General features: G+C 71.7%; 12 protein-coding genes. 7 read left to right on the top strand and 5 right to left on the bottom strand.

Annotated elements, in window-relative coordinates; all coding sequences use genetic code 11:
- Nucleotides 1-17: 17 nt before the first annotated feature.
- Both OG272_RS07085 and OG272_RS07090 read left to right on the top strand, forming a co-directional pair.
- Nucleotides 18-1,997, top strand: coding sequence for a protein kinase domain-containing protein (locus tag OG272_RS07085; RefSeq protein ID WP_405892898.1), 1,980 nt, complete (start codon nt 18-20; stop codon nt 1,995-1,997).
- A gap of 14 nt (nt 1,998-2,011) precedes the next feature.
- The gene (locus OG272_RS07090; RefSeq protein ID WP_149824039.1) at nt 2,012-2,167 is read left to right on the top strand and encodes a hypothetical protein; all 156 of its coding nucleotides are present in this window, start codon (nt 2,012-2,014) and stop codon (nt 2,165-2,167) included.
- A gap of 19 nt (nt 2,168-2,186) precedes the next feature.
- On the opposite strand, the gene OG272_RS07095 is transcribed toward OG272_RS07090, so the two are convergent.
- The 4 genes from OG272_RS07095 to OG272_RS07110 all read right to left on the bottom strand — a co-directional run bounded on the left by OG272_RS07095 (nt 2,187) and on the right by OG272_RS07110 (nt 6,582).
- Nucleotides 2,187-3,407 carry a histidine kinase gene (locus OG272_RS07095; RefSeq protein ID WP_326585922.1) on the bottom strand — a complete coding sequence of 407 codons (1,221 nt, stop codon included), beginning with the start codon at nt 3,405-3,407 and terminating at the stop codon, nt 2,187-2,189.
- Nucleotides 3,408-3,652: 245 nt separating this feature from the next.
- A complete protein-coding gene (locus OG272_RS07100) occupies nt 3,653-5,398 on the bottom strand; it encodes a cation acetate symporter (protein WP_326584355.1) in 1,746 nt (581 codons plus the stop codon).
- Between the two features lie 47 nt (nt 5,399-5,445).
- Nucleotides 5,446-5,805 carry a hypothetical protein gene (locus OG272_RS07105; RefSeq protein WP_326584354.1) on the bottom strand — a complete coding sequence of 120 codons (360 nt, stop codon included), beginning with the start codon at nt 5,803-5,805 and terminating at the stop codon, nt 5,446-5,448.
- 9 nt (nt 5,806-5,814) lie between these two features.
- Nucleotides 5,815-6,582, bottom strand: coding sequence for a LytTR family DNA-binding domain-containing protein (locus OG272_RS07110; protein ID WP_326584353.1), 768 nt, complete (start codon nt 6,580-6,582; stop codon nt 5,815-5,817).
- A gap of 102 nt (nt 6,583-6,684) precedes the next feature.
- Between OG272_RS07110 and OG272_RS07115 the strand changes: the two genes are divergently transcribed.
- From OG272_RS07115 to rocD, 3 genes are all read left to right on the top strand, one after another.
- Nucleotides 6,685-7,176 carry an Lrp/AsnC family transcriptional regulator gene (locus tag OG272_RS07115; protein WP_326584352.1) on the top strand — a complete coding sequence of 164 codons (492 nt, stop codon included), beginning with the start codon at nt 6,685-6,687 and terminating at the stop codon, nt 7,174-7,176.
- A gap of 121 nt (nt 7,177-7,297) precedes the next feature.
- A complete protein-coding gene (ddaH, locus tag OG272_RS07120; RefSeq protein ID WP_327730761.1) occupies nt 7,298-8,128 on the top strand; it encodes a dimethylargininase in 831 nt (276 codons plus the stop codon).
- A gap of 58 nt (nt 8,129-8,186) precedes the next feature.
- Nucleotides 8,187-9,410, top strand: a complete 1,224-nt coding sequence (gene rocD, locus OG272_RS07125) for an ornithine--oxo-acid transaminase (protein WP_327730760.1) — start codon at nt 8,187-8,189, stop codon at nt 9,408-9,410.
- 256 nt (nt 9,411-9,666) lie between these two features.
- Here rocD and OG272_RS07130 read toward each other — a convergent pair whose 3' ends face one another.
- Nucleotides 9,667-10,356, bottom strand: a complete 690-nt coding sequence (locus OG272_RS07130) for a TetR/AcrR family transcriptional regulator (protein ID WP_327730759.1) — start codon at nt 10,354-10,356, stop codon at nt 9,667-9,669.
- 136 nt (nt 10,357-10,492) lie between these two features.
- Here OG272_RS07130 and OG272_RS07135 point away from each other — a divergent pair, with 136 nt between their 5' ends.
- Nucleotides 10,493-11,413 carry an NAD-dependent epimerase gene (locus tag OG272_RS07135; RefSeq protein WP_327730758.1) on the top strand — a complete coding sequence of 307 codons (921 nt, stop codon included), beginning with the start codon at nt 10,493-10,495 and terminating at the stop codon, nt 11,411-11,413.
- A gap of 160 nt (nt 11,414-11,573) precedes the next feature.
- Nucleotides 11,574-12,488 (top strand): SDR family NAD(P)-dependent oxidoreductase, encoded by a 915-nt coding sequence (locus tag OG272_RS07140; RefSeq protein WP_327732314.1) that lies wholly within the window; start codon nt 11,574-11,576, stop codon nt 12,486-12,488.
- The last annotated feature ends 4 nt before the right edge of the window (nt 12,489-12,492 follow it).

A 12,492-nucleotide genomic window follows, 5' to 3' on the forward strand; every position in this document is an offset into this window, starting at 1 on the left:
ACCCTGGGGAGTGACCGATGCAGTCAGGAGCACCGAAGTCGGGAGTCGGCCGGGTCATCGCCGACCGCTATCTCCTGCTGAACCGGCTGGGCAGCGGCGGCATGGGCCATGTCTGGCTGGCGCACGACCGTCAGCTGGACTGCGAGGTGGCCCTCAAGGAGATCGTGTTCCGCAATCCGGGCGAGGCCGAGCGGGAGCGCACGGCCCGGGTGGCCCGCGCCCGCGCCGAGGCCCGGCACGCCGCCGGGCTGCGGGCCCACCCCAACGTGGTCACCGTGCACGACGTCCTGGAACACGACGAACTGCCATGGATCGTCATGGAGTACGTGCCGGGGGCCCTCGATCTGAAGGCCCTCGTCACCCAGCGGGGCGCCCTCGCGCCCGCCGAGTGCGCCCGCATCGGACTCGCCGTCCTGGACGCGCTGACCGCCGGGCACGAGCGCGGCATCATGCACCGGGACGTCAAGCCGGCCAACATCCTGCTCGCCCCGGACCGCGCCGGATCGCCGTACGCGCGCGTCCTCCTCACCGACTACGGCATCTCCGTCCAGCCCGACACCCAGGAGACCCGGTACACCCGTACGCACGTCCTGGTCGGGACCGCCGGATACCTCGCGCCCGAGCGGGCGCAGGGCGGGCCGCCGACCGCCGCGTCCGACCTGTTCTCGCTGGGCTGCACGCTGTACCACGCCGTCGAGGGGTACGGGCCCTTCGACCGCGCCTCGGAGATCGCCGCGCTGACCGCGGTCGTCCTGGAGGAGCCGCGCCCCATGCTGCGGGCGGGCGCGCTGGAGCCGGTGCTGGCCGCCATGCTCGCCAAGGATCCCGTGCGCCGGATCGCGGCCGCCGAGACCGAGGCGGTGCTGTCCGCGATCGTCACCCCCCAGGCCCATCCCCGCGCCGAGCCCGACCTCGGCTCTCAGCCGCAGTGGGCGAGCGAGCCCACGCACACGGCGGAGCCGGAGATCCCCGTCGTCCCCCGGGTCGCGCACGAGACGCCGTGGTACGCCCCCTCGGGCGGGCACGGCGGACACGGCGGGCAGGACGTCTGGTCCCCGGCGGAGCACCGGTCGGCCGGCGGACAGGGCTTCGCCCCTCCCCCGCGGACCACCGGTGCCGGCGCCGGCACCGGCGGACGCCCCCGTCGGCACCGCGGCCGGGCCCTCCTCGCGGGCATGGCCACCACCCTGGGACTGGCCCTGGTGGTCGGTGGGACCTGGTACGCCATGGAGAACCTGAAGGACCTCCCGGGCGGACTGGGCGGCAGCGGAGACACCCGGAGCGCGGAGCTGCCGTACGGGACGACCGTGGGGCTGGTGGAGCCGCTGAAGGACGGCGACTGCGTGGACGTCACCTGGACCGACACTCCCTTCACGGACGCCGCCCGGTTGCGGGTCGTGCCCGCGTGCGCGGGGCGCACGATGGACGGCCAGGTGATGGCCTCCTACGAGGCGTCGTCCGCCGAGGACGCCCGGACGGGCGGGGCCGCCCAGTGCGAGCAGCTGACGGTGGAGGCCCGCGAGAGGCTCGTGGACGTCCGTACCTACGCCGTCCTCCCGACCGACGACGGCTTCGACGCCGCGGGCCATCGGGTCGCCTGTCTGCTCCTGGGCGAGCGCAGGCCGGTGTACGGGCCGATCGGCGAGCACCGGACGGTGGGTGAGACGGTGCTCGTCGACGTGGCCACCCTGCAGAAGCAGGACTGCCTCGATCCGATCTCCGACAACAGGATCCGGCTGGTCTCCTGCCAGTCCCGGCACCGGCAGAAGGTGCTCGGCTTCTACGAGATGAGCCCCGGGACCACGTACGAAGAGGCTCAGGACCAGGCGCTCGCCGTCTGCCGGGACAACCTGCCGCCGCAGCAGTACGGCTATGAGCCCGGTGTCACCGGTTCCGGTTTCTGGATCAGCGAGGACGGCTGGAAAAAGGGAGCACATTACGTCGTCTGCACTGTCATTTCCGGTAGTGGGGGCACCATGGAGGGAGAAGAAGCCTGAGAAGGGGTGTTGCGATGCCCGGTTCGACGAAGGCCATGGGGGTGCTCACCGTCGGTGGGCTGGTCGTGGTGACGGCCTACTCGGTGGCGCTCGGCAGCAACGGCTGGCTGTGGTTCGGATGGGTCGTGCTGGGCCTGCTGACGCTGGGGATGGTGGCGTCGCGCACCTGAGGCTCACGCCCTGCGCCCCTCAGGCGCGGGGTATTCCCCCGTCCGGGTGTACGCCCGGCTGGTATTTGGGCAGCCGGGCGGTGATCTTCATGCCCGCGCCGACCGCGGTCTCGATGACGAGGCCGTGGTCGTCGCCGTACACCTGGCGCAGCCGCTCGTCGACGTTGCTGAGGCCGATGCCGCCCGAGGGGCTGCTCTCGCCGGCGAGGATGCGGCGAAGCACCTCGGGTTCCATGCCGACGCCGTCGTCCTCGATGACGACGAGCGCCTCGGCGCCCGCGTCCTGCGCGGTGATGCTGATGTGGCTCTTGCCCGCGGCAGCCACTGTCCTGCCTTCGAGGCCGTGCTTCACCGCGTTCTCGACCAGCGGCTGGAGGCAGAGGAACGGCAGGGTGACCGGCAGGACCTCCGGGGCTATCTGGAGCGTGACCGAGAGCCGGTCGCCGAAGCGGGCCCGGACCAGCGCCAGGTAGTGGTCGATGGCGTGGAGTTCGTCGGCGAGGGTCGTGAAGTCTCCGTGTCTGCGGAACGAGTAGCGGGTGAAGTCGGCGAATTCCAGGAGGAGTTCGCGGGCGCGCTCGGGGTCGGTACGGACGAACGAGGCGATCACCGCGAGCGAGTTGAAGATGAAGTGCGGGGAGATCTGGGCGCGCAGGGCCTTGATCTCTGCCTCTATCAGCCGGGTGCGGGACTGGTCGAGATCGGCCAGCTCGAGCTGGACGGAGACCCAGCGGGCGACCTCCCCGGCCGCTCGTACGAGGACGGCGGACTCGCGGGGCGCGCAGGCGACGAGCGCTCCGTGGACGCGGTCGTCGACCGTGAGGGGGGCGACGACCGCCCAGCGGACCGGGCAGTCGAGGATGTCGCAGGTCAACCGGAAGGCCTCGCCCCGGCCGGTCTCCAGGGGGCCCGCCAGCCGTCCCATGATCTCGGCGCGGTGGTGCTCCGCCACGCCCTCCCAGGCGAGGACCGACTCGTGGTCGGTGAGGCACAGCGCGTCGGTGCCCAGCAGGGTGCGCAGCCGCTTGGCGGATCTGCGGGCGGTCTCCTCGGTGAGGCCGGCGCGCAGCGGGGGCGCGGCGAGGGTGGCGGTGTGCAGGGTCTGGAAGGTGGCGTGCTCGACGGGCGTGCCGAGTCCGCCGAGGCTGTTGCGGGGCCGGGCCGTGCGGCGGCCGAGCCAGAACCCGGCCGCGAGCAGCGGGAGCACGGCCACGCAGAACCCGGCGAGGAACCCGGTCACTTCACCGCTCATCGTTCACCTCCTGCAATGGGTACACCGCTCACCGCTCGTGGGTTCCCTTCCGCCGGTCCTCGCGTCGCCCTGGTCCGCGCAGCCCTCGTCCGGCGCCCTCGTCCGCGCAGCCCTCGTCCGGCGCCCTCGTCCGCGCAGCCCTCGTCCGGCGCCCTGGTCCGGTCGGTCCTCGTCCGGTCGGTCCTCGTCCGGTCGGTCCTCGTCCGGCGCCCCGGTCGGATCGGCCCCCGTCCTCATCGCCGCCACAGTTCGATCTCCTTGGTCGCCGCGCGCGCCCGGCCGCCGACCAGTTCCTCCGGCAGATGGAAGCGGGCCAGGATCGCCGGTGTCTCGGGCGGGACCCTGCCAGGGGTGGCCAGGGACACCAGGACCATCGTGAGGAAGCCGAGCGGTACGGACCAGAGGGCGGGCCAGGCCAGCAGGGCGTGCAGGGTGCCGGTGCCGGGGTATCCGGCCATGGTCGCGGCGACCGCGAGGAGGGCCGCGCCGCCGCCGACGAGCATGCCTGCGGCGGCGCCCGGCGGGGTGAGGCGCCGCCACCAGATGCCGAGGACGAGCAGCGGGCAGAAGGAGGAGGCGGACACGGCGAAGGCGAGGCCGACCGCGTCGGCGACGGGCAGCCCGCCGACCAGGCCGCTCGCCGCGAGCGGTACCGCCATGGCGAGGACCGTGCCGAGCCGGAAGTGCCGTACGCCGCGCGTGGGCAGGACGTCCTGGGTGAGCACGCCCGCGACCGCCACGGTCAGCCCGGAGGCGGTGGACAGGAACGCCGCGAAGGCACCGCCCGCGACCAGCGCGCCGAGCAGGTCGCCACCGAGACCGCCGATCATGCGGTCCGGAAGGAGGAGGACGGCCGCGTCGGCGTCGCCGGTGAGGGTGAGGTCGGGGGCGTAGAGCCTGCCGAGCGCCCCGTAGAGCGGCGGCAGGAGGTAGAAGAAGCCGATCATGCCGAGGACGACGACCGTGGTGCGGCGGGCGGCGACGCCGTGCGGGCTGGTGTAGAAGCGGACGACGACGTGGGGCAGGCCCATGGTGCCGAGGAAGGTGGCGAGGATCAGCCCGTAGGTGGCGTACAGGGGGCGTTCCTCGCGGCCCGCGGCGAGGGAGGTGGACATGCCGCCGTTGGTGCCGCGGTCGGCGACGGGGACGGTGTCGCCCTTGGCGAAGGTCAGGCGGGTGCCCCGGTCGATGCGGTGGGTGCCGGCGGGCAGGTCGACGCGCCGGTCGTCGAGGCGGCGGCCGTCGATCGTGCCGGAGGCGGTGACCGTCAGCGGGCCGGTGAGCTTCAGGTCGAGGGTCTCGTCGACGCGGACGACGCGCTGTTCGCGGAACTCGGCGGGCTCGTCGAAGGCGTGGCGCGGGGCGCCGTCGCCCTGCCAGGCGAGGACGAGGAAGAGGGCGGGGACGAGGAGGGCGGTGAGCTTGAGCCAGTACTGGAAGGCCTGGACGAAGGTGATGCTGCGCATGCCGCCGGCGGCGACCGTGGCGGAGACGACGACGGCGACGATGACGCCGCCGAGCCACTCAGGGGCGTCGGTGAGCACGTTCAACGTCAGTCCGGCGCCCTGGAGTTGGGGCAGGAGGTAGAGCCAGCCGACGCCGACGACGAAGGCCCCCGCGAGCCGTCGTACGGTCTTGGAGGCGAGCCGGGCCTCGGCGAAGTCCGGCAGGGTGTAGGCGCCGGAGCGGCGCAGCGGGGCGGCGACGAACAGCAGGAGGACGAGGTAGCCGGCGGTGTAGCCGACCGGGTACCAGAGCATGTCGGGGCCCTGGACGAGGACGAGGCCGGCGATGCCGAGGAAGGAGGCGGCGGAGAGGTATTCGCCGCTGATCGCGGCCGCGTTGAGGCGGGGGCCGACGGTGCGGGAGGCGACGTAGAAGTCGGAGGTGGTCCGGGAGATGCGCAGGCCGAAGGCGCCGACGAAGACCGTCGCCACGACGACCAGGGCGACCGCGGGGACGGCGTAGTTCTCGTTCATGCCTTGCTACCGGTCTTCTCGTTCACGGGTTCGTGGCTTCCGTCGCCTCAGCGGTCCTCGACGAGCCGGACGAGGTCCTGCTCGTTGCGTTCGGCGCGGCGTACGTGCCAGTACGCGAGGAGGACCAGGGGCGGGTAGATGCCGAAGCCGAGCAGGGCCCACTCCAGGCCGGCGCCGTCCGGTATCGCGGCGAAGACCAGGGGCAGCGGGGCGACCAGCAGGACCAGGACCGCGAACACGGCGAGGGCGGCGCGGAGTTGGCTGCGCATGAGGGAGCTGACGTAGGTGTGCCCGAGGGTGGTCTGTTCGTCGATCTCGGTGCGGGGGCGGTGGTGTCCCGAGGTGCGCCGGGTGCGGCGGGGCACTCCGGTGACGACGACGCGGCGTTCGGTGGGGTCGTTCGGCATGGCGGCTCCTCAGCCCGTGGTCCGGCGCATCAGCAGATCGCGCAGCTCGCGTGCGTGACGGCGGCTGACCTGGAGTTCCACGGAGCCGACGAGGACGCTGACCGTGCCCGCGTCCAGGCGGAGTTCGCCGACGTGGCGCAGGGCGACGAGATGGCGGCGGTGGATGCGGACGAACCCGCGTGCGCGCCAGCGCTCCTCGAGGGTGGACAGGGTGATGCGGACGAGGTGGCTGCCCTGGGGGGTGTGCAGTCGGGCGTAGTCGCCCTGGGCCTCGACGTGGGTGATGTCGTCGACGGCGACGAAGCGGGTCACCCCGCCGAGCTCGACGGGTATCTGGTCGGGGTCGGGTTCGTGGACGGGTATCGGCGGGGCCGAGGCCGTGGTCGCCTCGCGGAGCTGGGCGGCCCGGCGTATCGCCTCGGCGAGACGTTCCCGGCGGACGGGCTTGAGGACGTAGTCGACGGCCTTGAGGTCGAAGGCCTGGACGGCGAAGCCCTCGTGCGCGGTGACGAAGACGACCAGCGGGGGCCGGGCGAAGCCGGTGAGGAGGCGCGCGAGGTCGAGGCCGTCGAGTCCGGCCATCTGGATGTCGAGGAAGACGACGTCGATCGCCTCGGGTCCGTCCGGCCCGGACTCCAGGGCGCGGTTGATCCGCCGCAGCGCCTCGGTGGCGTCGCTCGCTCCCTCGGCGCTGCCGACCCGTGGATCGGCGTTCAGCAGGTACAGCAGCTCCTCCAGGGAGGGTTTCTCGTCATCGACGGCGAGCGCGCGCAGCATGAACGTGGAGTGTAGGAGTAATTCGCACGCCTGCACACGGGCGCGCGCCGGAGGCCCTCGCGTAGCGGGTCGCGGAGGCCTCCCGCTGGATACAGTGCCCGCATGAGCAGCAAGTCCGCGGCGTTCGACGAGCTCGACCGCAAGATCATCACGGCGTTGATGGCGAACGCGAGGACCAGCTTCGCCGAGATCGGTTCGGCCGTCGGCCTTTCGGCCACCGCGGTCAAGCGGCGGGTGGACCGGCTGCGCGAGACCGGGGTGATCACCGGGTTCACGGCCACGGTTCAGCCGGCGGCGCTCGGCTGGCGCACGGAGGCGTACGTGGAGGTGTACTGCGAGGGCGCGGCGCCGCCCCGGCGGCTCGCGGAGGTGGTGCGCAACTACCCGGAGATCACCGCGGCGATGACGGTGACCGGCGGAGCGGACGCACTGCTCCACGTACGGGCCATCGATGTGGAGCACTTCGAGGAGGTGCTGGAGCGGATCCGCGCGGAGCCGTTCATCCGGAAGACGATCAGTTACATGGTGCTGTCGCACCTGCTGCCGGAGGCTCCGGAGGCGGGCGCGACACAGGACGCAGCGAACGTGCGCTGAGCCCGCCGAATACGCAGCATTACTGCGCGGACACGCAACGTTCGCTGCTTGTCGTGCGCCTGTCCCGATTCCTACCGTGGTGTCATCCCAGCCGACACCGCAGGAAGCGGAGAGACCCTCTGTGCCCGACAGCCGTGTGCCGCGCCTTCGGCGCTTTCTCGTCTGCGAACCCAGACACTTCGCCGTGCAGTACTCGATCAATCCCTGGATGCATCCGGACACCCCCGTGGACGTCGATCTCGCCCAGGATCAGTGGCAGGAGCTGATCCTCGCCTACCGGACCCATGGCCACACCGTGGACAGCGTGGAGCCGGTGGCGGCGCTGCCCGACATGGTGTTCGCGGCCAACTGCGCGCTCGTTCTCGGCGGCCGTGTCCTCGGCTCGCTGTTCCACGCGCCCGAGCGGCGTCCCGAGTCCACCGCGTACGACGCCTGGTTCAAGAGCGCCGGGTACGACGTGCTGCGCTCCGAGTCGGTGTGCGAGGGAGAGGGCGACCTGGTACCGACCGGCCGCTATCTGCTCGCCGGGACCGGCTTCCGCACCACCCGTGAGGCCCATCGCCAGGCGCAGGAGTTCTTCGGCGTCCCCGTGATCAGCCTCCAGCTGGTGGACCCGCGCTTCTACCATCTGGACACCGCCCTGTTCGTCCTCGACGACGGCGGTGACGGCTCCGCGGGCAACATCGCGTACTACCCGGAGGCGTTCTCGCCCGGCAGCCGCGCGGTCCTCGCCCGCCTCTACCCGGACGCGGTGATCGCCACCCGCGAGGACGCCATGGCGTTCGGCCTGAACTCGGTGTCCGACGGCCGTCATGTGTTCATCTCGCCCCGCGCCAAGGAACTCGCCGACCAGCTCGCCCGGCAGGGCTACGTTCCCGTCCCCGTCGACCTGTCGGAGTTCCAGAAGGCCGGCGGCGGCATCAAGTGCGTCACCCAGGAGATCCGCCCGTGACCCAGGAGACCCGCCGCCCGGTTCGGGCGATCCGCCCCGTGACCCTGGAGGTCCGCTCATGACCGCTCCCGCCCCCACGCGTTCGTCGGCCGACCTCATCCGCGCCGAGGAGCCCGTCCTCGCGCACAACTACCACCCGCTGCCCGTGGTCGTCGCCCGGGCCGAGGGCACCTGGGTCGAGGACGTCGAGGGCCGCCGCTATCTGGACATGCTGGCCGGCTACTCCGCCCTCAACTTCGGCCACCGCCACCCGGCGCTGATCGAGGCCGCGCACCGCCAGCTCGACACGCTCACCCTCACCTCGCGGGCCTTCCACAACGACCGGCTCGCCGAGTTCGCCGAGTCCCTGGCCGAGCTGACCGGCCTGGACATGGTGCTGCCGATGAACACCGGCGCCGAGGCAGTGGAGAGCGCGATCAAGGTGGCCCGCAAGTGGGCGTACGAGGTGAAGGGCGTCCCCGCCGACCAGGCCACGATCGTGGTCGCCGCCGACAACTTCCACGGCCGTACGACGACGATCGTCAGCTTCTCCACGGACCCGGTGGCCCGCGACGGGTTCGGCCCGTTCACGCCCGGCTTCCGTGTGGTCCCGTACAACGACCTCGCCGCGCTGGAGGCGGCGATCGACGAGACGACGGCCGCGGTGCTGATCGAGCCCATCCAGGGCGAGGCGGGCGTGCTCATCCCGGACGACGGCTATCTGCGCGGGGTCCGCGAGCTGACCCGCCGCACCGGCTGCCTCTTCGTCGCGGACGAGATCCAGTCCGGTCTCGGCCGCACCGGCCGGACGCTCGCCGTCGAGCACGAGGACGTCCTGCCCGACGCCGTACTGCTCGGCAAGGCACTCGGCGGCGGCATCGTGCCGGTGTCGGCGGTGGTGGCCCGCCGGGAGGTGCTGTCGGTCCTGCGTCCCGGCGAGCACGGCTCGACCTTCGGCGGCAACCCCCTCGCGGCGGCGGTCGGTTCGGCGGTGGTCGAGCTGCTGCGGACGGGAGAGTTCCAGCAGCGGGCCACCGAGCTGGGCGGGCTCCTGCGGGACGGGCTCACGGAACTGGTCGGCCGGGGCGTGGTCGGCTTCCGGGCACGCGGACTGTGGGCGGGCGTCGACGTCGACCCCGCGATCGGCACGGGCCGCGAGATCAGCCACCGCCTCATGGCCGAGGGAATCCTGGTCAAGGACACCCACGGCTCGACCATCCGCCTGGCCCCGCCATTGACGATCACGGCCACGGAACTCCGGTCGGCGCTGGGGACGTTGGGGGAGGTTCTGAAGCAGGGTTGAAGCCCGACACCGCGCCCCGAAAGGGGCGCGGGGAACGGCGCGAGCAACCACGACCAACCCGCAGACAACGCACCGCACCGGGAGCGGGGTCGGAGGGGCAGCCGGCTCTGGAGATGAATACGAGCTGACCCGAGACGATGTCCGCGCTCAGGTATGCCCGCTCACGGCCGGGGCACAGCGGGCGGCCAAGCCTGAGATCGCGACGCTCCACACACCGATGCTCGCCTCTTGGTCTGCCGGCGGTGAACGGGTGCGCCTACAGTCCGAGCAGTTCGGCCACGTGGCGCATCTGGAAGTCGAAGTAGGTGTTCCGTGCCTCGATGACCTCGGGGAATTGACCGAACACCTCGAAGCTGACGGCGCCGAACAGGTGGGTACGGCCCAGGAAGCCGAGGGCCAGCAGGGGTTCGGGCAGGTCGGGGAGGTGATCCTGCCGGATGCGGGTGAAGTCGGCGCGCACGTCGTCCGGAAGTGCGATCGGGCCCGCATCGGGCAGTGCGCCGTCGCGGAAGCCGTCGATGAGGATCTGCAGGAGCGCCCGCGGGGTGCGGGTGGCCGCGGGGAGGGTGTCCGGCGGGGCGGTGTAGCCGGGGACCGGGCTGCCGAAGATCAGCGCGTACTCGGCACGGTTGGCCAGGGCCCAGTTCCGCACGCCGTGGCAGATACCCAGCCAGCGGCCGCGCAGGTCCGCGCGGTCGGCGACGGCCGCGTCCCCGGCTTCGGCCGCGTCCCCGAGAGCGTTGTAGGCGTCGATGATCAGCGCGGTCAGCAGGTCGTCACGGCTGGCGAAGTAGCGGTACAGCGCCGAGGGCACCAGCTCCATCTCCCGGGCAACCGCGCGCAACGAAAGGTTCGCGCCGCCTGCTTCGAGCTGGCGGCGGGCCGCGGCCTTGATCTCTTCACTCATCTCGGCCCGCAGGCGGGCCCGTATCGATGTGGCTGACATACCAGGCAGTGTGACACACGTCGAGAACGGCCGCACCGATGCGAGAACACCCGTTCTTGATAGCAGTCCCTCCCTGGTGAACAGTTGCTCTCACATGAGAACGCCCGCTCTCCAAGAAACGGAACGAGGTGCCCACATGGCCCTGCATGTGATCGCCGGCGCCAGTGCCAGCGGCGTGGCCACGGCGAAACTGCTGGCCGAGCGCGGCGAACAGGTCCGGCTCGTGTCCCGCCGAGGCACCGGCCCCGAGCACGCCGGCATCGAGCAAGTGGCCGCGGACGCCACCGACGCCGAGCGCCTCACCGCGCTCACCGCGGGGGCGGTGGCGCTCTACAGCTGCGCGAACCCCGCATACGACCGCTGGCTGACCGACTGGCCGCCGCTGGCGTCCTCGCTGCTCACCGCCGCCGAGCGCACCGGTGCCGTCCTCGCCTCGATGGCGCCCCTGTACGGCTACGGGCCGGTAACCGGGCCGATGACGGAGCGCACGCCGCTCGTCGGGCCCGGTGCGCACCCCAAGCTGCGGCTGCGGGCCCAGATGTGGCGCGACGCCCTGGCCGCCCACGATGCCGGGCGGATCCGCGTCACCGAGGTGCGCGCCAGCGACCTGGTACAGGGCACCGGGGGCTTCAGCCTGTCCGTGGCCAAGCCCTTGCTCGCCGGCAAGCGCGCCGTCGCGGCCACGCCGCTGGACCAGCCGCACACCTTCACTTCGGTCAACGACGTGGCCGCCGCGCTGGTGGCCGTGGCGGCCGACGAACGAGCCTGGGGCAAGCCCTGGCATGTCCCCTCGAACGATCCTGTGACGCTGCGTCAACTGGCCCACCGGTTCGTCGAAGTCACCGGCTCGGGGGCGCCGAAGCTCACGACGATGCCCTATCCGGTGCTGTGGGCCGCCGGGGTGGCCGTGTCGATCGTGCGCGAGTTGCGGATCACCCACTACCAGTGGGACCGGCCGTTCGTCATGGACTCCACGGCCGCCACCCGCGTTTTCGGCCTCAAGCCCGAGCCTCTGGACGACGCCCTGCGCGATGCGGCTCGGCTCCTGCGTGCGTGAGTTCCTCGGAGCCGGATCTCCTGACGGACGGACGGCGCCGATGACCAGCAAGTCTCCCTCTCAGGACGGGAAGATCCGCAACCTCGTCTCCACTCGGCTGCTGCTCGGGCCCGCCGCGCAGCAGCCCCACCCCAACACGCTCGACATTCAGGAGGATCCCGTGAGCAACAAGTGGACCGAACACAGTGTCCCCCGCCAGGACAACCGGGTGGCCGTCGTCACCGGCGCCAACACCGGCCTCGGCTTCGAAACCGCACGCGTCCTCGCCGAACGCGGAGCGACCGTGGTGCTCGCCGTGCGTGACGTCGAGAAGGGCAAACAGGCCGCTACCCGTATCGCTGAGCAAGTACCCGGTGCCGACCTCGCCGTCCAGCGGCTGGATCTGACCTCACTGGAGTCCGTCCGCACCGCGGCGGCCGAGCTGCATGCCACACACCCGAAGATCGACCTGCTCGTCAACAACGCCGGCGTCATGTACCCGCCCAGGCAGTCCACGCGCGACGGGTTCGAGCTGCAGTTCGGCGTCAATCACCTCGGGCACTTCGCGCTCACCGGTCTCCTGTTGGATCAGCTGCTGCCCGTGCCCGGCTCCCGCGTGGTCACGGTCGCCAGCGTCGCCCACCGCGTCCGGGCGGACATCCACTTCGACGACCTGCAGTGGGAACGCTCCTACAATCGGATCGCGGCCTACGGACAGTCCAAACTCGCCAACCTCATGTTCGCCTACGAGCTGCAACGCCGCCTCGCCTCGCAGGGCACGACCATCTCCGTTGCCGCCCACCCGGGCATGGCCGATACCGATCTCTCCCGCTACGTGCCCGCCCCGGTGCGCCTGATAACTCCCGTGATCGGGCCCCTGATCACTCAGAAAGCGTCCATGGGTGCGCTGCCGACCCTGCGGGCCGCCACCGATCCCGAGGTCCTCGGGGGCCAGTACTACGGCCCCGCCGGCCGACGGGAGATCAAGGGGCATCCCCGCGCAGTCGCGTCCAGCGACCTCTCCCACGACGAAACCGTCCAGCGACGCCTCTGGGACGTGTCCGAAGAGCTCACCGGAGTGAAGTTCCCCATCTGACCAT

Source organism: Streptomyces sp. NBC_00104, assembly GCF_045160825.1.
Taxonomy (GTDB): domain Bacteria; phylum Actinomycetota; class Actinomycetes; order Streptomycetales; family Streptomycetaceae; genus Streptomyces.